Source organism: Streptomyces sp. GL_140, assembly GCF_057834465.1.
Genome location: NZ_JBYQMJ010000005.1, coordinates 1 through 18,271, shown reverse-complemented (window position 1 = coordinate 18,271; position 18,271 = coordinate 1). Strand labels below are relative to the sequence as shown.

Sequence of the window (18,271 nt, the reverse complement as noted above, 5' to 3'; positions counted from 1 at the left end):
GCCCGCGAGCGGGTTGCACCACGCTGCGCGTGGTGCAAAGGGCGGCCGAGCGCTTCGCGCCCGGTGATCTTGGCAGCGTCGGCATGCTGCCGAGGGGCTGGCCGCTGCGCGGCCCACCAGCAGAGCCTCCCCCGCTTCGCTCCGCCGGACCCAGACCTCTGGGAAGGCCGGATTTTCGTGCAGGGTCGTGCAGGCTCACCCTGTTTTCGCAGGTCAGCAAGCTGCGGACACTGCACGGTCTAAACCACTTTTCCACAGGTAGGCCAAGAAACCGCAGGTCAGGACACTGCACCGTAAGCCGGATTCTTGTGCAGTCCGGTGCAGAGACCTCGATTTTTGGTGCGTTCCACGTGCGTTTCAGCGTGCGAATGTGACGTGTTTTCCACAGTTTAGATTCGAACATTCGTACCCTGCACCGAAATCCGGCTTACGGTCCGAACAAATTTTCGAGAATCGTTCGAAAGGGCTGATGCCGGGGAGAGTCCCGGCGGTCCGCCTGAGCCCCTTAGGGAGAGGTGTTCCGTCGAGGAGGGTTGGACCCGGCCCCCTCGCGGGCCAGAGGGACCGTCAGGGCCTTTGTGGGGGCGCTGCTTGACGGACCCTCTGGAGTGGTCGGCGCGTGCGGTGCTGGCGGGTGGGTCAGGCCTCGGGGAGCGGGTCGGCCTGTGGCTGTCGGCGGTCGAGTGCCTCACCGAGTGCGCGGCTGGTCGGGGGGTGGTCCAGGCCGAGGTGGATCAGCGCTCGGAGGATTTCCGCCTTCTCCACCCGTCGTCCGGTTCGCGCGCGAAGCTCGTACGCCAGCATGTCGAACGCGAGGGCGTCAGCCGACCCCAGGAGGGCGGTGAACTTGCTCTTCGTTTCTGACGGCATACCGTCTTGACGGCTTGCCGTCTTGCCGTCAACAACGCGCTGAGCTGCAACATTTGGCTGATTCCGACGTCCTACGCCACTGAGCAGGGCGTCGATGCCCGAGGTGTCGATGTTGACGTCGTTGGGTCGGGCGTTCACGAGGTGGCCTCCAGGAATCCGGCCTGCACGGCCATCGAGTGGAACATCGCGGCCGCATCACCGCTGGGGTCGTACTGCTGGATGGTCTGGCCCTTCTCCTTCGCCCGCACGAGCGAGTCCCGCATGCGGACCTCTCCCACGACCGGGATGGGAAGAGCGCGGAAGGCGTCACGCACCTGGCGGTCGAGGACGGTCAGATCCCCTTTGGGGATCCGGCCAATGGCAACGCCGCGATAGGTCGGCGGAGTCCGCCGGGTGTCCTGTGCGAGCGTCTGGATCTGCGCGATGAGGAGCTTCAGGGCGTCGATGCTGCTGGTGTCCAGTTCCACCGGGACGATGACGTGATGGGCCCAGTGCAGGACGTTGTCGGTGTCGATGTCCAACCCCGGCCGACAGTCCACCAACACGTGGTCGAACAAGCCGTCCACGTGTTCCAAGACCCACGTCAGCCGGTCCTCGTTGGAGCGGGACGCATGCAAGTCGCGCGGCAAGGTGAACATGTCGAACGAGGCCGGAATGGCGTACAGGCCCTCGCTGTGCTTGCGCACGAGCGAGAGTGCGTAGTCCCGGTCTCCCGGGTGCTGGAGCATTGCCTGAGGCAGGGTCGGCCCGTTCTGGTGGTCGTGCTGGTCCAGCCCCATGAACCGGGTCAAGTTCGCCTGTGGGTCGAGGTCGACCAGGAGGGTGCGGCGGCCGGCTGCGGCCAGCGCGCCGCCGAGGTGCAGCGTGGTCGTCGACTTGGCCACACCGCCCTTCTGGTTCAGCAGCGCGTCACGAGTGGTGGTTGTCATGCCCGGCAACCTATCGGGCATTGAATGCCGTCACGCCGTTGGGCCGTCATAACGGCGTGCCGTCACCAAGGCTTTGGCCTGCAAGTTCTGTCGATTGGCTACCGCGTCAAGTGCCGGATGCTCTGGCGGCGAGACTGGTCCCCGTGACAGATCAGCGTCGTCCCCTGGGCACCGGCCCCTCTCTGACCCCCGTACCGCCCGTGTCGGCCCGCCGTAGCCGACTGGCGGCCGAGGCCCTGCCCGACCGAAACGCCGAGGAGACCGCCGCGGCTTCACCTGCCCCGTCCGGGCGCCGTCATCTCGGGGCCGGCGGAGCAGCGCGCCCCTGACGCGGGGCCAGGCTCCCGGGAACTCCCGGGAGCCTGGGCCCGTCATGCTGGCGGTAACTGCAGTGGCTGGGATGCGGACATGGGCGATCGGGTCCTCTCAGGGCGGCCCAAGGGCACGCCTCAGGCGGGTACGGAATGGGGGAGTGGCCTGCCCTGTCGACGTCTGGACTGGCGGCCGAGCAGCAGAGTGCGGGATGCGGTACCAAGCCACGCAAGCCCCCGCTGCCGAGACCCGGATCGTGTCCTGCCGTCGGACTTCATTCAAGGAAAACCGGTCCCTGACCACCCAGGAACTTTCAGCCCCCGACGCACGTACGCAGGCGCCCACCTTGGCCCGCAACCCCCGCGCGTATAGACCCCCGGCTCAGCTTATTCAAGAGCCCGCGGTGTCGGTGCATGGGCAACGGCATGCCGTCTTGCCGTCATTGCGGCATGCCGTTATCAGGCCTCTGAACTGCGGTGAGGAGGTTTTTGGTGAGTGGTGAGTGGCGGCATGCCGTCACTCACCACTCACCGCAGGCGCAGCGCCACGTGGGCGGGGACGGCACCTGCGCGCTCCGCGCAGGCCTCGGTATCGGCGCAGACCTGGCCGGGCACGGCACGGCTCCAACTCGGGAACGGCGAGCTGCACAACGCGCACTGGACCCGCCCGGCCGGGGCGCCCGAGACGTGATCGCGGGCCGTGCTCACGTACGGCTCCATGCAGTCCCGCAGCAGCGACCGCAGAAGCGACAGGTGGTCGTGGACGTCGTCGTACGGAGTGACGTCGATCCGGCGCCGCACCTCATCACTGGGCCACCCGTACTCGGCCAACACCTGCACGAGCAGCCGCACCGCCTGCCGCGTCGCTTCCTTGCCCTTGGGAGTAGCGGGCGGAGCCCACCACTGGGCGCAGGCCAGCACCGAGTGCGCCCAGTCCTCATTGTGGTTGCGGCCGACCAGCGGGACCGGGTGGACCTGGGCCATGACGAGCAGACCGGACTGGAGCACGTACCGGTCGACGTCGCGCTTGAAGTGGCCTGACTCGTACCGGACGGACACCCGCTCGATCTTCACCAGCCTGTCCTCGGCGAGATGTCGGCGGTGTACGCGGATCGTGTCGCGGTGGACGCCGAGGGCGGCGGCGATCTGCGCCACGCCGAGCTGCGCGGCCCAGGCCGCGTCCGCGTGGGTCGCGCACAGCACGAGCATCCGGCGGCAGAGCCGGTCACGGCAGACGACGGTGAGCACCCAGTCCAGGGGGGTCTGGATCTGCTCTTTCGGCGTGTCGGCGGGGGCGCCCACCGTCGCGCCGGACACCGGGGTCCGCCGGTCGGCCATCAGCCGGGAGTGGAGAACCAGATGAGCCAGGTGGACGTACGTGGCTCGCTCGCCCAGGCCCACCAGGGCGCCGAGCGCCTTCGTGGTGATGGGGCCATCAACGCTGGTCACAGCCTCAAAGAGGCCGACACATGCGGAGCAGTCATCGGGGAGCATCTCGGAATGCTGGGTCTTCACCCGGTCGGGCCTTCCTGACCCTATGCGGGGCCGGTCCAGCCACTGCCTGTCTTGCGGGGGCGAGAATCTCCCCTACACTCGGCAATGACTTACGAGGTCAAGCGAGGCCCTGAGGAGTAGGTGTTGACGCACCTTTGATCCCGAGGGGCCTTCGCCATGTCTGGAATCATTTCGTGACCCGCCGTAGCGGGTGAGGCACAGGCTACGCCTGATCCAACTCAGTCGGTAACGCCCCGTTGCTCCAGGGTGTGTTTTGGAAGCCAGCGACCGACTCGCCAGATGGAAGTACTTCTCTATCCGTGATTGGGGTCGCGGCCGACCTGAAGTGCGGTGAGGAGTTCAAGGATCTGGGCCGTACCAGCGCGCATTTCGTCGCGCAGCTCGGTGACCGTGGTGTCGAGCGTGTCCATGCGGCCATCGAGGGTATCGAGGCGGCCGTTGACGGTGGCGAACCCGTCGCGGACTTCGCGGCGGAGCGCAGCCTGGCCCTCGATGACCGCAGCGAAGTTCCCGCCGGTCTGCACCTGAAGTGCTTCCACGCGGTCTTCGACTGCTTTGACGCGGCGTGTCAACGCGTCGACCTCGCTCTGTGCCGGGTTCTTGCTCATGCTTCCCCCTCGTCGGTCTTCCGGGCTGCCGGCTGCTTGGGCCGGACCTCGATGCCCGCCTCGTTGATCAGGGCGTACAGGGTGCTGCTGCTGATGCCAGCGATCTGCTTGATACGGGTCCGGTTGGCACCCACGCGGGCCGCGTCGATGACGCAGGTGCGCACAGCGGCCAGCGCGTCGTCGCGGACGCGGACCGCCTCAACCAAGGCGCGCAAAGCCCTGGCCTGCTTCTCTTCGGGGATGTCAACCATGCCCCGATCATAGAGCACTAAGCGACGTTCGGAAAGAATTGTTCGCTAGCGACATTTAATGTAGCGTCGTTCTTGCAAGGCGGACCGGCTAGCACGGCGGAACGCCTCCGGGCATTCCTATGCCCCACAACTGAATGCGGCCCTGACCTGGTGTGTCACCACCTGGTCAAGGCCTGAGACCACCCCACCTACATGCATAGGAGGGCGATCCTGCGATGGATCGTATCGAAGTAGTGGATCAGTTCGAAGCGGCGCGTGTGGCTCAGGCCGCCGCCGCTCAGGCCGCGCAGGAAGCGGCCGTGCGTCTGGCTGAGGCGGCCAAGGCCGCTGCTCAACAGTCGGGCGGTGCCCAGTGAGCACCCACGAGTCGTTCTCGTACGACAACGGCCGGCCCCCGGTGATGCCGATGCCGGTGAAGCCGCCCAAGCCTCCGAAGGTCCAGAGGCCGAAGCGCCCGGCGCACGCGTCCGTCACGGACGGGCTCCTGGTGCTCCTGGCCGCCGCGTCGCTCGGCTTGTCCGGGTGGTCGCTGGCCACGTTGCTGATGGAGGCCGGGGCGCCGGTGTGGGTGGCGGTGCTCGGGGTCGGTGTGTTCGACCTGGTGGCGCTGGCCGCTGGTCTTCAGGTGTACGCCCGGCGCTCCGCTCCGCACACCGCCGGGGGTGCCCGGGTGGTGATGATGCTGGCGCTGATCGCTTCCTCGGTCGTCAACGGTGCGCACGGGATGACGCTCGGCGGGTGGACTACTGCGGTGGTCCTTGCCGCCGCGCCGCTCTCCTTCGAGGTGGTCTTCGAGCTGCGGCACCGCACCCTCACCGCGTTGATCTGGATGCTCTGGCGGGAGCAGGCGTGGACCGCGCTGCGCCGTGAGGCGTGGGAGCGGATCGCCCCGATCGCCGCGCCGCCCACGGTGACGATCGAGCGCGAGCACCAGGCCGTGCCCGCCGTGCCGGAGCGCACGGCTGTCACGGCGGAGCTGGAACAGCTCAGGGCGGAGCTGGAGACCGCTACGGCGGTGCTGGCCGTGCTCACGGCGGAGCGTCCGGCGATCGAGGCGGAGCGGGTGCCGATCACGGCGGAGCGGGATGCGGAGGAGCGGACGGCGGAGGCGTTGGCCGCGTACCGGGCGGTGCTGTCCACCCCCGGCGTCACGGCGGATGACCGGGCATGGGTGACCGAGAAGGTCGCCGCCGCCGCCCGGCGGGACGGCGGTGCCCGCCCGGCGGACACGTCGCCGCTGGTCAAGAGCGCGGCAACCGAAGGAGTTGCCCCCGGCGGTGACCCGGACGACCGGGTGCCGGAGCAGCGGCCCCCGTCGATCAACGTCGGCGTGGCGGAGATGCGCGCGGCGGGGATCGAGGACCCGGAGGTGATGACCGCCCGGCTGTCCACCCTGCGGGGCGCTCCGGTCTCCCTGGCGTCGGTGAAGCGGGAGGTACGCCGCCAGACCAGGGCGGAGCGGGAGGCAGCCGAGAGGGCCGCTGCCGAGCCGCGCACGGGTCAGTACCTGTGACCGCCCGGGTGTACGGGCCGGGCCGCTACCGGTGGACGCTCAATGCGCAGTACATGAGCGCGGTCCCCGGCGGGGCCGAGGTCGCCGGGCACGGGGTCATTGAGTTGACCGAGGCCGAGTCCGCGCTGGCGGTCTGCGCGCGGCTGGTGCGTGAGCTGGGCGGTCCTGAGCTCGCGGGTCTGGACTCCACCACCGTTTTCACGATCAAGCCCGTCACAGGGGGGAATCGATGAGTAGCTACGTCGAGTACAGCGCGAAGGCCGCGAACATCCTGCGCAGCGCGCAGGCCATCTTGAACAACCGCCCGGGCGCCCGGGACATCGACCGGGCGCAGGTGGCCGTGGACATGGCCGGGGTGTACGCGGCGCTGGCCGACACCGCTGCCCGTGTCGAGGCCGGTCGGTCGGCCCCGGCCGGGGCCGAGGACGGGTGCCCGGACGGGATCGAGGGCTGCCTCGTGGACCACTCCGGTGGCCGTGGCGAGCACGGGCCGTGGCTGGGCGAGGAACTGACCGACCTGGAAGCCAAGGCGCGTAGCGGGGGTGAGTGGTGATGGACTCCACCACCGCGTTCACGATCGAGCCGTTCGACGCGAACGCCGACCGTCCGTACCGCCGCTGAACCAGCATCAAGCCCGGGGGCCGGCCTTCCGGCCCCCGGGGCCCAACCGGGAAGGGGAACGCAATGCAGGAGCGAGGCAAGGGCCGTGCGCGGGTCGCCGCGGTGACGGTGTGGGTGCTGGTCAACTTCGCCGGGGTCGCGGCGGTCGTGGCCGCCCTGGTGGTCAACAACCTGGTGTACGGGCCGCAGAACGGCCCGTGGGCCGCCTCGTGGACCTCGGCATGGGTCACGGCGGTGGCCGCGTGTCTCGCGTACGGGACGGTCGCGAAGGCACCCGTGCTGCGGACCGCGATCGGGACGCGCCGGCCCCTGGCCCACTGGGCGCTGGAGTGCGCGGACCGGGTGGCGGACTGGGCCGAGATGGAGCACTGCGGGCGGTGCGGCGCGGTCGCCCTGGTCGAGATGCACGGCGACTTCGACACCGGTGCGCGGATGTGCGAGCCGTGCGGCCACATGTGGCGGGCGTGAGGCGTCCGCGCCGCTACCGGCTGCGGCTGGTTGATGTTCCGGCCATGCCGGTGGAGCCGATGGCCGGTCAGCTCCTGTTGTGGCCGGAGCCGGTAGCGGAAGTGTCCATGGACACGGGGTCAGGGCCGCGTCTGCCTGCGAAAACAGGCCCGAGTGTCCATGGACTGTCCACCCCCAAGAGCCGCTGAACACCACGAGAAGGAGAACCACTGATGGACGACGTGACCCGCGAGGCCGTCAAGGCGTACTACCGCCTCACGCAGACGCTCTGCGCGCCGCGCGGCTGGACCCGGAGCGGTCCGAGGCGGCCCTGACCTTCTGCGGCGAAGGACGCGAACGCGGCGATGGGGAAGGCCGGCCTTCTGGGCCGCCCGGACCACGAGCTCCTGGCCCTGGTCCACGAGGTCTACCCGGACGCGTCCGGCGACTGGTAGCGGCCCGACTGGGGCCCACAAAGCGCTGGTTGGGTGTCCGACCAGCCACCTAGTCTCACGGGGAGTGATCTCCCCGTGACGGGACCCGGCGGGATCTACCCCCGCCGGGCCCCCCTCCCCTATCCATGACAGCGAGTCAGGCTTTCAGGAGGTACGTACAGCATGGCGACTCCAGAGACTCACGCAAAACCCCCGGCTCAGCCGGAGATGTCCGATTGGGCGCCGATGACGGATGGCGCCACGGACGGTATGGCGGCCCCGGCTACGCCCGAGGCCACGGTTCCCGAGCAGCGCCCCGCCCCCGAGCCGGTACAGGTACCGGTCACGACGCCGGGCGGACTCCCCGGAATCCCGGCCCTCACCATCGGGACGACGTCCACCATCACGGCGGTGTCGTCCGCCGGCCTTGCGGGCGGTCCGGTCACGGCGCTGCTGATGGCCGGTGGGCTGGCCGCAACGGCCGCTGTGGTGGCGGTGGCCCGCGCCCCGCGCACCGCGTCGGCAACGTCCGCCAGGAGCACGAGGACCTCACCCGCCCGGGGATCGGCCACCGGATCGGCCACGGGCCGGGGGGTGACCGGTCATCGGTCACCGCTCCTGGGCCGGTCGGTCACCGGTGGCCGGACGGGTGGCCGATCCGGCGCGGGGCTGCGGTCCGGAGCGATGGGGGGCCTGCGGGGGATGCGGGCGCGGGCCGGGGAGATCCGCGCGCTGCGCTCCGGATCGGCCACCGCCGGAGCGTCCCGCAAGCAGCGCCGCGAGGGGCTCCTCGGGGACCGGCGCCGGGTGGCCGACGCACGGCGTGACGCTCGTGCAGCAGCGCGTACAGCGGCCCGTACGGCGCCCGTACAGAAGCCGGGGGCCGGTCGGTCCGATGGCCGGGCCGGTGGCGCGCACAGGGCTCCTGCAGCGGCCCCTACGAGCCGGGTTGGGCGCATGGTGGTCCGCGCGGCTGCCCGGACCGCTGCGCGTGCCGGAGGAACGGCGCTGCGGGCAGGCCGGGCGGTCGGCTCGGTGTGGTCGGGCCGCAAGGACCGCAAGCACGCCGGCACGCCGGACAGCGCACGGCAGCGGCGCCGTACGGCGAAGCGGGAGGCGCGGGACACCCGCCGGGCGCAGCGGGTCGAGGCGAAGCGTGCGCGGATCGAGGGCCGGGCGCGGGTGCGGTCGCGTCAGTCGGCGCTGCGGCGCTCGGCCGCGCGTCACCAGCTGGCCCGCGCGGGCGCGGCGCTGGCAGCGGCCCCGCTCGGTCTGTTCTCTCTGCTGCTGTGGCCGATCGCGAAGTTGCTGCGGATCCCGGCCCCGCGCTGGGGCCGCAACGTGTTCCGTCACCTGGTCACCGCCGCGCAGCTCGCCCGGATGGTGCGGGACGTGGCCGCGCACAAGGAGCACCAGGACGCCGAGGCCGAGGCCTTGATGCAGGGCCGCGAGCCTCTCTCGGACATTGACGCCGCCGCGCCGAGCGCGGTCCCCCAGACCATCCAGACCACCACTTCGGAGGACACCATGACCAACCCCAACTCGTTCGACTTCCGCGCCGCTGCCGAGGAGATGCTCAAGCAGGCGCAGACGGCCGAGCCCGGCGGAATGATGAACGTCCTTGCCTCCTTCCAGTCGCTGCCCGAGACGCTCGGGCTGATCGCGGAGACGTTCGCGGTGGTCGCGGGCCGCTGCTCCGAGGAGATGCCGCTTGATGAGGCGGTCGGGGACGCGCTGTCCGACGTGAACAAGGTGCTGCTGTCGGCTGCGGACGCGGGCGGGGAGGTGGCCCGGGTGTTCGCCGCGAAGCACGAGGAGGACATCCGCCGGCACGAGGACCCGCGCCCGAACGAGCAGGCCTGGGACACCACCGCGCAGGACATCTAGCCGAATACCACCGTGCGCCCGGGACCGGTGCGGTCCCGGGCGCCCCTCGTAGGGAAGGAGACAACGATGACGAGCAAGACGGCGCCGGAGACGGCCCACATGGCGATCGACTGGGTGGCTGGCCACGGCAACGTGTCGGCGCCGGTGGCGATGGCGACCACCGCGGCCGCGACCGCGTCCATGGGCGCCTGGGCAGGTCTGCCGGGTGCGTGGCCGCTGATGGTCGGCGTGGTCGGCGCTGCCGCGCACGGGGTCGGGGTGGGCATCCGCAAGCGGCTGTCGGGTCCGAGCCTGGGCGTGCGCGCGGCGGGCTGGCTCCTGGCCTCTGGCTGGGCCAGCACGGTCATCTGGACTGAGCCGACGTCCTGGGACGCGACCGGGTGGTGGTCGGCGGTCGGGTCCTTGGCCGCCATCAGCCTCGGGGTCGGGGCGGGCCTGGTGCGCGCGGACGAACACGAGGAAGCGGTCGACGAGTCGCGCCGGGCCATGCAGGCCGCCATGGCCGAGGCCGCCATCGCGCGCGCGGACTGGGCGGTGACTGACCAGTGGGTGGAGCTGATCCGGGCGGTGGCCCGGGTGGAGGTGACCCCGGCGGGGTTCCGCCGGCGCCGGGACGACAGCGGGTTCGCGCTTGAGGTCAGCTTGCCGATCGGGTTCGCGGCGAACCGGTTCCAGACGTACGCCACCGCGTTCGCGGAAGCGGCGCGTCTGCCCGGGGGCTGCCTGGTGAGCATCGTCAAGGCGCGGCGCCAGGGCCACGTGATCCTCGACGTGGACACCGTGGACACCTCCTCGCGGATCACGCACTATCCGCAAGGCTTCGAGCCCTTGTCCGTCCTTGGCGGGCTGCCCTGGGGCATCAACCGGGTCGGGGAGGAAGTACAGGTCCACATGCGGGAGGCGTGCGCGCTGATCCTGGGCCCGCCCGGGACGGGCAAAACGACCCTCCTCGACTCGATCCTCGCCGGTTTCCAGCGTTGCAGTGATGTGCTCGTGTTCGGGGTCGATGTGGGCAAGAAGGGGGACGCTTTCGTGCCCTGGGTGACCCCGTGGATGGAGGGTCAGAAGTACGCCCCGCCCTTGCCGCACACGGGTCGTTTGCCCGAGACGACCCGTAAGGGCGTGGACTGGATCGCTGCAAATCTCGCCGAAGCAGACCTGATGTTGGACGCGCTGATCGCTATTGCGGAGCACCGTTTGACGGCCTACCGCGAATTGATGCGACAGCAGAACACGAAGCTCCTGCCCGTCAGCGCGGACATCCCCATGATTTTCTGTGTCGTGGATGAAGGCGTGGAAATGCTCGCCTATCAGGGAGGCGATCCATTGCGCAGCCGCGTAAAGGAAAAGCTGATTTCCGTCATGCGGACCACGCGCGCGATGGGAATCAGGCTGATCCTCACGGCCACGGACGGAAACCTTTCCAGCCTCGGAGACAGTGCGATCCGGAAATACTCGCCGGTGCGTATCGCACTCACCTGCACCGACCCGGAAGGCGCGGGCGTGGCCAAGCTTTTCGGATCGGTTCGCGGTCTGGACGCCACGCAACTCACGGCGAAAGGCGCGGGTGTTATCGGAGCGTCTACCGATGAGACGGGATTCGCTCCGCAGCCTTTCCGTACGTGGGTGACCGCCCCGTCTCTCGCGCGAGACGCCTGCCTCGCCACGCAGGCACGTCGCCCCGTGCTGGACGCGGAGTCCGTGCGCGCTGCGGGCGACGTGTACCGGGACCGGTGGACCCCGGCACGGATCGGCTGGCTCATCGGGGACCAGGCCGCCACCGCCGCTGCCACCGCGGCGACCGGTACGCAGGGCCTCCTGCTGCCCGGCGGGCGCCGACTGGCCACCCCGGATGAGTTCCGCGCGCGGCTGCGCATCCGGGGCCAGGAGCAGCCGTCCTCCTCGACCTCGGCCACCCCGGCCGCGCCCGCTGCCGAGGATGCGGCGATCTCGAAGTTCCTCGCGGATCTGGGCAAGTTGCCCGAGGTTCCTGAGCCGGGCGATCGCCCCGTGATCCGGGGTCTGCACCTGAACATCAGGAAGAGCGAACCTCAGCCGGCCCAGCCGTCGGCCCCCGAGCCCGCAGGCGACTGGAAGGACGCGGCGCGCAAGCTCGTGCGTGGGTCCGGCGAGTGGCTGGGCACGTCCGCGATCCGGACCCGGCTGCTGGCAGACGGGATCGCGATCGGACGTCAGGCACTGTCCACGGAGTTGGGCGAGATGGCCCGCCGGGGCGAGATCGCCCGGCGCGGAACGGGTGCTCAGACCGAGTACGGCGCCCCGCCCGCCAGTAACTGAGTGTTGCTGTCGTCGCCGCCGTCGCGCTGTCGCCCGCCCCGGAAAACCCCTCCTTGGGTCCGGGGCGGGCGCATGTCCAGGGGTTTTCGGGGCGACGACAGCGACGGCGACAGCAGCGACGACAGAGACCTGTTACCCGAAGTGACGAAGAGAAGGAGTTGTCATCATGGCCGAGTTGGTCACCGTGAACATCCGCTACACCCTGCCGGGAGCGGCGGAGTCGGACAGTGTGTGGCTGACCCTCCACGCTGCGCCCGGCGCCCGCATCGAGCTGGATCTGACTGCCGATGGCCCCCAAGAAGAGGAAGAAGCGGGTGCGGCGGCCGGCTCTTGGAAACAGGCCGCGCTGAAGCTCGTGGGGGAGTTGGGGTCGGACACCTGGCTCAGCACGTCCGCGATCCGCGTGCGCTTGGAGGCGGACGGGACCGAGATCAGCCGGCAGACGCTGTCCTTGGCGCTGGGCGAGATGGCGCGCCGGGGCGAGATCCGCAGGCGCGGGAGCGGCTCGCAGACCGAGTACAGCGCACTCGCCTGAACTGTCCGTCGGGTACTGGGCAAGCCTGTTGGGTAAGCCCTGTGGCCACCCTTCCCCCGTCCCTGTGGTGAGCCCTTCGGTTACCCCTGTGGTGATGTCCCACTCGGTACCGGGTGTTTCCCCAGGTCAGGCCCCTTGACCAGCCGGGAAATGCGGTCGGACACCTCTTTATTTAGTAGATCATGGGAAGGAGGAACAGTTACGCGCGGCGGGGAGGGGCGGGACCGGGTGGCCAAGTACGGATCGACGGTGAAGACGCGGGGTCTGGTGCTGGAGGCGCTGGGGGTGGTGAAGGTCGCGACGGCGGCGCAGTTGCGGGACTTGACGTGTCCGGGCACGGCTGACGCGGCGACGGTTCGCGGTGGCTGCAAGGACTTGGAAGCGGCGGGCCTGGTGGTGTCGGCGGGGACGACGACGAAGTTGGTGGACGGGCGCCGGGTGACCGAGAAGCTGTGGTCGCTGACGACTGCCGGTCTGGAGGCTGCCGCGCACGCGCTGGAGCGTCCGCTCAAGGAGATGGGCGGGACCGCCCGCGCGGCTGCGGCTTCCGGCGCGAAGCACGCGTTGCGGGTGACGGACACGCTGGCCGCGTTCGTGCAGCAGCCGGTGGAGCCGACCGCCGCACCGGTCGCGGCCCGGAGTGGGCCCGCGCCGCAGCAGCCGCTGCTGCGCCGGCGTCCGCCGGGCCTGGGCCCGTTGTCGGCCTGGGCGACGGAGGTGACGCTGCCCACGGGCGGGACGTTCACCGCCCCGGCCAAGGGGAGCCTGCGCGCGGACGCGGTGTACGCGCTGCCGGGTGAGCAGGTGCCGCTGCTGTTCCTTGAGGTGGACAACGGGACGGAGACCCGGGCGGAGGTGGCGGACAAGCTCGCGCGGTACGCGAAGTTCTTCGCCCGGACCGAGAAGCCGCGCCCGGACCGGGTGGGCGGGAAGGAGCGCCGGCTGTGGCGCACGGTGTGGACTGCGCCGGACGACAGCGGACCTGGCCGGGGCCAGTCGCACCCGCCGGTCGCGATCGTCTTCACCAAGAACATGGGGCCGGAGGCGATGGAGGCCTGTCTGCGTGGGATCGCGGACCTGTCCGCGCCGGTGTGGGCCGGCACGTGGCACGGCGGGTTCGGCAAGGACGCCGGTGACAAGGACGGTTACCGCACCTTCGAGGACGCCGTGCCGGTCGTGGTCTGCCGACTCGACCGGTTGCAGGCTGAGGGGCCTCACGGGCCGATCTGGTGGCGCTACGGCCGCCAGCGCGGCGGCCAGGCCCTCGCCGACGCACTCGACAACGCAGGCCGCCCCGACACCCTTGCCGCCTACCAGGCCCGCGAGGAGCAACGCCGGCGCGAGCGCGAGGCACGCGAAGCCGCCGAGAAGCTCGCTGCCGAACGCGCGCGGGTCGCGTCCTGCTGGGCGTGCCCAGTCTGTGGGAAGGCCGTCTACCCGGACGACTGGGGCACCCCAGCCCGGGGCAGCGTCTGTTCCAAGTGCGAGTGGGCGGCGAAGATCGCCGAGCACCAGGCCCAGGAGGACGCGCAGCGCGCCGCCGAACTCGCGGCCGAGGAAGCCGAGTACGAGCGCCAGCGGCGCGCGGAAGGCTGGCTGGGCTGGCTCCCCGGCCGCCACTGACCGGAGCAGACCCCTGTCGTGCGGGGCTGTCCCCTGAGCTGTCCCCTGAGCTGTCCCCTGGGGCCCCGGCGGTGCGACAGGGGCCCTGTGACCTGGGCGTGGACCCGTCGACCCCCACGTGTGGGGCGGAGGGGACAGAGCCGGGGGGACAGACGCGGCGGGCGGCTGTCACTCAACCCGTGTTACTCGGGCAAGCCGTGGGGGTTGGCGGGGCTGGCCTGGTGCGATGCGGGTAACTGGCGCTCGTGTTACTCGCGGCGGGCGCCCGGTGTTACTCAGGGGACACGCGGCACCGATGCTGCTCTGTCCGATTCGTGGCCCGCCACTGAGGCCCGCTCAGACCCTGCCACTGCCCTGCCCCCAGTGGCGGGCCCTTCCGCCCGAGTGGCGGGCTCTTGGCGGGCCCCAGTGGCGGGACCTGACCAGCAAAACACCTGGGCTCGTCAGCAGGCCCTGACACCTAACACGGACACTCGCGATGGGACGAAGGGACCTCCCCGGCCCTGGTCAGAGCCGGTTTCTGACGCTGACGGAGTGTCTTGTGTCAGGCTCTGACAAGATTTTCGTAGCCGTTGATCGCTCGCCGAGGTAGATCAGTTGAGCAGGATGCGGTGGCGGAGGAGGCGGAAGCCGGCCCGGCCGTACATCTGGCGCTTGATCAGTTTCGTCTTGGTGTTGACGCCTTCGGTCCCGCCGTTGTGGAACGGGAGGGTGAGCCCGTTGACGACGGCGTCGTGGTCGCGTTCCAGGCCGCGGGTGAAAGCGTGCAGGTGAGGGAGATCGTCCTCGCGGACACAGGAGATCCACTCGTGGAGGCGACGGCCATTGTCCGCGGCGGGTTTGAGGAGCTCCGCGAAGGTGCTGATGTGCCCGGTCAGAGCAGCCATCTCGGGGCAGGACCCGGTCAGGGCCGTGAGGAGCTCACGGTCTTTGTCCCTCAGCTGATTAGGGGCGGTGCAGATCAGGCTCTTGAAGCGTCGGGGCGAGACGGCGGGGCGGTCGGACTCGACACGGCCTTGGTTGATGTAGCGGTAGAGGAGGTTCGAGCTGCCCTGGTAGCCGAGGTCCTTGATCTCCTTCAGGAGCTGCCGGACGCTCACGGCGGGGTCTTCCTCGCGGCGCCGTCGCAGGTGGTCGCGGTAGGGGTCGACCAGGGTGGGCCGGTACTGCGGGGCCTTCTTCAGCTGCTCGGGCTCGGGGACGCGGGCATAGCGTTTGACGGTGTTCAGTGCCAGTTGCAGGCGGCGGGCGCATTCCAGCAGGCCAACGCCCTGGCGGAGGAGGGTGTGGACCTGATGCCAGCGTTCGCGGGTGGTTTCCTCGCGGACTCGGGCCTGGGAGGGCGGTCCGCATTTCGCCCAGCAGCCGGCGTGCGCGTGGACTTCCTTGAGGACGGCCTCGCCGAGGTTGTGCCACAGGTGCCAGCGGTCGGCAACCTGCGGCACCTCGGGCAGTGCGTCGGCGACGGCCTGCGCATAACCGGCCGCCCCGTCCCGGCAGACCGCCTCGACGCCGGGATGGGTACGCAGCCAGGTTGTCAGAGTCTCGGCCTTGCGGTCGGGCAGGACCTCGACGCGCTCGCGGGTTTCGGCGTCGATCAGGATCGTGGCATAGCGGTGGCCGCGCCGGAGTGCGAAGTCGTCGACACCGAGAACCGCGGGCACCGCCATGGCGGGCAGGGGGATGCGTAATAGGCAGGTCAGCATGCTCGCCCACGACAGGGTCTGGTGTAGATGGACCAGCAACCGGGCCCCGGCTCTCCCGGCCAGGGCCGTCGCGACCGACGCGATCACCTTCTGCAGGGCCGGGGTCCGCCGCTGGTAGCGCACCGTCAGCCCGGGGACCTGCTCGACGAACGTGGTCCTGGAACAATCCGGATTCTCGCAGTACAAACGGCGCACCGACACGTCGATCACCACCGGTCTCCCGCCGATCGCCTCGTCGGCGACATGCCGCACGTACCGGCTGTGCTCCCACGCCGACTCCTGCCCGCAGCCCGGGCAGATCACCAAGACCCCGGCGGCGGTCCGCACCGTGATCCTGACCAGGCCATCGCCTGCCTTCACCGCCTCGACCAGCACCGAGGCCAGGTGAGGAAGCAGCGCCGTCAACTCGACATCACACGCCACCAGCCTGCCCCAACGGCCCACCCACCAAGACCGGAACCGAGAAGACGATCAACGGCTACGAAAATCTTGTCAGAGCCTTGTGTCAGGTGAGTGTCAGGTGCGATGCCGAAGGGGCCGGCCTCGCCGGGGCGGACGCCGAGCTCGGCGGCTCCGCCCTTCATGCGGTGGGGGTCGGGGATCACGGGGTCGGGTCCTTCCAAGGGGTGGGTGGGGGAGAGTCCCGGGACTGGCCGCGTCGTCGCGGGCGTAGGGCCCCCGCGGCCGGCCCTGGGACCGTGTGCCAACTCTGCCAGCCCCGTCCCGGCTGTCCCCTGCTCTGTCCCTGGCCCGATGCCTCGGGGGCCGAGGGGGTTCCCCGCCAGGTCACCGCAGAGGGGACAACCGTGGCCCGGACCGCCAGGGGACAGCTGCCGGGGACTCGCGTCGGAACTCTCCATACCGCACAAAACGAGTTCATGAGAGCTGATTTGACGGGCTATTAGCTGTGGTCCTATGTTCCTGGGCCACTGAGGCTTTTCAAAGACTGTACAGAGTGAAAGGGAAGCTATGGGGCGCGTACCCGTTGAAGCCCAGTACCGCTGTGAAGACTGCGGGGAACATAAGCCCTGTACTGAATGCGGCGGACAGCACTACTGCTGTGAGGAATGCGGAGCCTGCGGAGGCTCATGCAGGTGTGACTGCAACTGCCCAACCATGCGGCGAGACATCGATGTTCTCGGCTACTACTAGGCCTGAGACACATGGATCGACGGCAGATAGGCTTTGGTCACCCCATGATCGAAGGTTATCCACAAGCGCGGGTCGCCGGACGGGTCACCCCCAAGCCGGGGGGGGGTGAACCAAGAAATTGAACATGAGTTCAGCAACTCTCGTAAAACGCACTGCAATTCAACGCCTGCATTCTCGTTTGCATGCACCGATAACACGCGACTGATGGAATTTAGTCGGAGCCATCAGAAGGAATTGGCAGCCTAATTGCCCGTCAGATACTGTGCACTCGCAACCCTAAACCGGCAGACGAAGAACGAGCCGAGCCCCTCCCCCGCTGCCAGCGAAGCGGTCCAGGCCAAGGAGCGCAGCCCCTAGGCCCCCCAGGCCCGAAGGGCCTGGCCAGAGCCGTGCAGCGGCGAATCAGCCGAAGGCCGGTGGGCTGGGGTAGGTCGACGAGGTGATCCCTGTCGCTGGTTTGAGGCCGTAGGGGGCGTGTGAAGCGAGGCGCGCGCTTGGGGGAGTGCTTCAAGCGCCCGTGGAGCAACCCTTCCCGGGACTGTCGCGGTCGCGTCAAAGTGGTGGCTGGGAAGGGCATCACACGTGGGTTTGCAGACTCCGTGGAGTCTGCAAACCCAGGCGTGTCATTCGTGCACCCTCATCCGAGTTGAGGAGAGCCTCATGAAGATTAGCCGGAAGATCGCAGCATCCATCGGTACCGCCGTCCTTTGTGTCACGGGAGTGGCCTTGGCGGCGCCGGCTCAAGCGGCCACCGGCATCACCGTCAATAGCGTCTCCGTCGAGGGCGGTGACTCGCTAAACGCCACCGTGCACTTGACTTACGCGTGCGATGCAAACTCCGGAGTCTCGCACATGGATGCCTTATTGGCTGCCGTCGGCGGCGATGGCTTCGGTACGACGTGGTACAGCGCCCTGACCTGTGATGGAGCAAACCACAACCACGACCTGCCAATCTCAAGTGTTACCCAGAACTATTTTAGTGGCCAGAGTGCCCACGCGGTTGTCGCGCTCGTAGACGCCAACGGAAATACGGTGGGCGGGGCCGTGGCGAATTGGGACGGATTCCTCAGTTAACCTCGCTGTTTCGTTTGACTGCGTTCGCGAGTGGGGCGGGAAACACGAATATGCCTCCTGGCCTGGAGGCATATTCACGGGGTTCGTAGCCCGATTCCCTTGACCATGAAGACGGCCCTGCTCCGTAGCCCGGGGCAGGGTGCCGTTGAGCGGGGCGTTACGACAGGCCCCTTGGACGAGCCCACCGGACTCCAGGCCCTCAAGGACGGGTCGTACGACGGGGTGTGCTCGACCTCCTGGTAATGCTGACCCCCCCCCGTGAACGGAGGGGTCACTCAGAGCTGCGGAGCGGCTCGCTCGGGTGGAGCGCAACCCGAACCTGTCCGGAGCGAAGCGCAGGACACCGGCCCCGAAGGGAGCCGGCCCCAGCTCGGCGAAGCCGAGCCCCCGCCAAGCGAAGCGAGGCGTGTCACCGCTCCGGAGCGAAGCGGAGGAGCCATCCGCGACGCGAAGCGTCTGCACTCTCTTCTGAGGCGCGAAGCGCCGAGGACCCCAGG

General features: G+C 69.4%; 17 protein-coding genes. 10 read left to right on the top strand and 7 right to left on the bottom strand.

The annotated features are described in order from the left end of the window. Nucleotides 1-639: 639 nt before the first annotated feature. The 5 genes from AC3IYJ_RS43100 to AC3IYJ_RS43080 all read right to left on the bottom strand — a co-directional run bounded on the left by AC3IYJ_RS43100 (nucleotide 640) and on the right by AC3IYJ_RS43080 (nucleotide 4,484). Complete coding sequence (locus AC3IYJ_RS43100) at nucleotides 640-1,008, bottom strand: hypothetical protein (protein WP_489403696.1); 369 nt, start codon at nucleotides 1,006-1,008, stop codon at nucleotides 640-642. After that, entirely contained in the window at nucleotides 1,005-1,799 is a 795-nt protein-coding gene (locus tag AC3IYJ_RS43095) for a ParA family protein (RefSeq protein WP_489403695.1), read from the bottom strand. Before AC3IYJ_RS43095 ends, AC3IYJ_RS43100 begins: the two co-directional genes overlap by 4 nt. 839 nt (nucleotides 1,800-2,638) lie before the next feature. Further along, complete coding sequence (locus tag AC3IYJ_RS43090) at nucleotides 2,639-3,559, bottom strand: hypothetical protein (protein WP_489403694.1); 921 nt, start codon at nucleotides 3,557-3,559, stop codon at nucleotides 2,639-2,641. 359 nt (nucleotides 3,560-3,918) lie between these two features. Beyond that, on the bottom strand, nucleotides 3,919-4,233 hold the full coding sequence (locus AC3IYJ_RS43085) for a hypothetical protein (protein WP_489403693.1): 315 nt from the start codon (nucleotides 4,231-4,233) through the stop codon (nucleotides 3,919-3,921). Beyond that, entirely contained in the window at nucleotides 4,230-4,484 is a 255-nt protein-coding gene (locus AC3IYJ_RS43080) for a hypothetical protein (protein WP_489403692.1), read from the bottom strand. Before AC3IYJ_RS43080 ends, AC3IYJ_RS43085 begins: the two co-directional genes overlap by 4 nt. A gap of 215 nt (nucleotides 4,485-4,699) precedes the next feature. Here AC3IYJ_RS43080 and AC3IYJ_RS43075 point away from each other — a divergent pair, with 215 nt between their 5' ends. The 5 genes from AC3IYJ_RS43075 to AC3IYJ_RS43055 all read left to right on the top strand — a co-directional run bounded on the left by AC3IYJ_RS43075 (nucleotide 4,700) and on the right by AC3IYJ_RS43055 (nucleotide 7,086). Further along, nucleotides 4,700-4,840 (top strand): hypothetical protein, encoded by a 141-nt coding sequence (locus AC3IYJ_RS43075; RefSeq protein WP_489403691.1) that lies wholly within the window; start codon nucleotides 4,700-4,702, stop codon nucleotides 4,838-4,840. Continuing rightward, nucleotides 4,837-5,997 (top strand): hypothetical protein, encoded by a 1,161-nt coding sequence (locus AC3IYJ_RS43070; protein ID WP_489403690.1) that lies wholly within the window; start codon nucleotides 4,837-4,839, stop codon nucleotides 5,995-5,997. Before AC3IYJ_RS43075 ends, AC3IYJ_RS43070 begins: the two co-directional genes overlap by 4 nt. Continuing rightward, the gene (locus tag AC3IYJ_RS43065) at nucleotides 5,994-6,230 is read left to right on the top strand and encodes a hypothetical protein (protein WP_489403689.1); all 237 of its coding nucleotides are present in this window, start codon (nucleotides 5,994-5,996) and stop codon (nucleotides 6,228-6,230) included. Before AC3IYJ_RS43070 ends, AC3IYJ_RS43065 begins: the two co-directional genes overlap by 4 nt. Further along, nucleotides 6,227-6,550, top strand: a complete 324-nt coding sequence (locus tag AC3IYJ_RS43060; protein ID WP_489403688.1) for a hypothetical protein — start codon at nucleotides 6,227-6,229, stop codon at nucleotides 6,548-6,550. The genes AC3IYJ_RS43065 and AC3IYJ_RS43060 overlap by 4 nt, the downstream gene beginning before the upstream one ends. A gap of 131 nt (nucleotides 6,551-6,681) precedes the next feature. Beyond that, nucleotides 6,682-7,086, top strand: a complete 405-nt coding sequence (locus tag AC3IYJ_RS43055) for a hypothetical protein (RefSeq protein WP_489403687.1) — start codon at nucleotides 6,682-6,684, stop codon at nucleotides 7,084-7,086. Between the two features lie 631 nt (nucleotides 7,087-7,717). Here AC3IYJ_RS43055 and AC3IYJ_RS43050 read toward each other — a convergent pair. Continuing rightward, on the bottom strand, nucleotides 7,718-8,083 hold the full coding sequence (locus AC3IYJ_RS43050; RefSeq protein ID WP_489403686.1) for a hypothetical protein: 366 nt from the start codon (nucleotides 8,081-8,083) through the stop codon (nucleotides 7,718-7,720). A 373-nt stretch (nucleotides 8,084-8,456) separates the two neighbouring features. Here AC3IYJ_RS43050 and AC3IYJ_RS43045 point away from each other — a divergent pair, with 373 nt between their 5' ends. The 4 genes from AC3IYJ_RS43045 (at nucleotide 8,457) to AC3IYJ_RS43030 (ending at nucleotide 13,842) form a co-directional block, all read left to right on the top strand. Continuing rightward, the gene (locus AC3IYJ_RS43045) at nucleotides 8,457-9,386 is read left to right on the top strand and encodes a hypothetical protein (protein ID WP_489403685.1); all 930 of its coding nucleotides are present in this window, start codon (nucleotides 8,457-8,459) and stop codon (nucleotides 9,384-9,386) included. Between the two features lie 66 nt (nucleotides 9,387-9,452). Further along, the gene (locus tag AC3IYJ_RS43040) at nucleotides 9,453-11,684 is read left to right on the top strand and encodes a hypothetical protein (protein ID WP_489403684.1); all 2,232 of its coding nucleotides are present in this window, start codon (nucleotides 9,453-9,455) and stop codon (nucleotides 11,682-11,684) included. A 166-nt stretch (nucleotides 11,685-11,850) separates the two neighbouring features. Beyond that, on the top strand, nucleotides 11,851-12,219 hold the full coding sequence (locus AC3IYJ_RS43035) for a hypothetical protein (RefSeq protein ID WP_489403683.1): 369 nt from the start codon (nucleotides 11,851-11,853) through the stop codon (nucleotides 12,217-12,219). 228 nt (nucleotides 12,220-12,447) lie between these two features. Then, nucleotides 12,448-13,842, top strand: a complete 1,395-nt coding sequence (locus AC3IYJ_RS43030) for a replication-relaxation family protein (protein WP_489403682.1) — start codon at nucleotides 12,448-12,450, stop codon at nucleotides 13,840-13,842. Nucleotides 13,843-14,435: 593 nt separating this feature from the next. Here AC3IYJ_RS43030 and AC3IYJ_RS43025 read toward each other — a convergent pair. Then, nucleotides 14,436-15,971, bottom strand: coding sequence for an ISL3 family transposase (locus AC3IYJ_RS43025; protein ID WP_489403681.1), 1,536 nt, complete (start codon nucleotides 15,969-15,971; stop codon nucleotides 14,436-14,438). Between the two features lie 1,389 nt (nucleotides 15,972-17,360). Here AC3IYJ_RS43025 and AC3IYJ_RS43020 point away from each other — a divergent pair. Then, nucleotides 17,361-17,774, top strand: a complete 414-nt coding sequence (locus tag AC3IYJ_RS43020) for a hypothetical protein (RefSeq protein ID WP_489403680.1) — start codon at nucleotides 17,361-17,363, stop codon at nucleotides 17,772-17,774. Nucleotides 17,775-18,271 lie beyond the last annotated feature (497 nt).

What these genes read in the sequence shown, in the direction of transcription:
- AC3IYJ_RS43045 (WP_489403685.1), top strand. Translation starts at nt 8,457, where the DNA reads ATGGTGGTCCGCGCGGCTGCCCGGACCGCTGCGCGTGCCGGAGGAACG.
- AC3IYJ_RS43055 (WP_489403687.1), top strand. Translation starts at nt 6,682, where the DNA reads ATGCAGGAGCGAGGCAAGGGCCGTGCGCGGGTCGCCGCGGTGACGGTG.
- AC3IYJ_RS43020 (WP_489403680.1), top strand. Translation starts at nt 17,361, where the DNA reads ATGAAGATTAGCCGGAAGATCGCAGCATCCATCGGTACCGCCGTCCTT.
- AC3IYJ_RS43085 (WP_489403693.1), bottom strand. Translation starts at nt 4,233, where the DNA reads ATGAGCAAGAACCCGGCACAGAGCGAGGTCGACGCGTTGACACGCCGC.
- AC3IYJ_RS43075 (WP_489403691.1), top strand. Translation starts at nt 4,700, where the DNA reads ATGGATCGTATCGAAGTAGTGGATCAGTTCGAAGCGGCGCGTGTGGCT.
- AC3IYJ_RS43060 (WP_489403688.1), top strand. Translation starts at nt 6,227, where the DNA reads ATGAGTAGCTACGTCGAGTACAGCGCGAAGGCCGCGAACATCCTGCGC.
- AC3IYJ_RS43040 (WP_489403684.1), top strand. Translation starts at nt 9,453, where the DNA reads ATGACGAGCAAGACGGCGCCGGAGACGGCCCACATGGCGATCGACTGG.
- AC3IYJ_RS43080 (WP_489403692.1), bottom strand. Translation starts at nt 4,484, where the DNA reads ATGGTTGACATCCCCGAAGAGAAGCAGGCCAGGGCTTTGCGCGCCTTG.
- AC3IYJ_RS43035 (WP_489403683.1), top strand. Translation starts at nt 11,851, where the DNA reads ATGGCCGAGTTGGTCACCGTGAACATCCGCTACACCCTGCCGGGAGCG.
- AC3IYJ_RS43095 (WP_489403695.1), bottom strand. Translation starts at nt 1,799, where the DNA reads ATGACAACCACCACTCGTGACGCGCTGCTGAACCAGAAGGGCGGTGTG.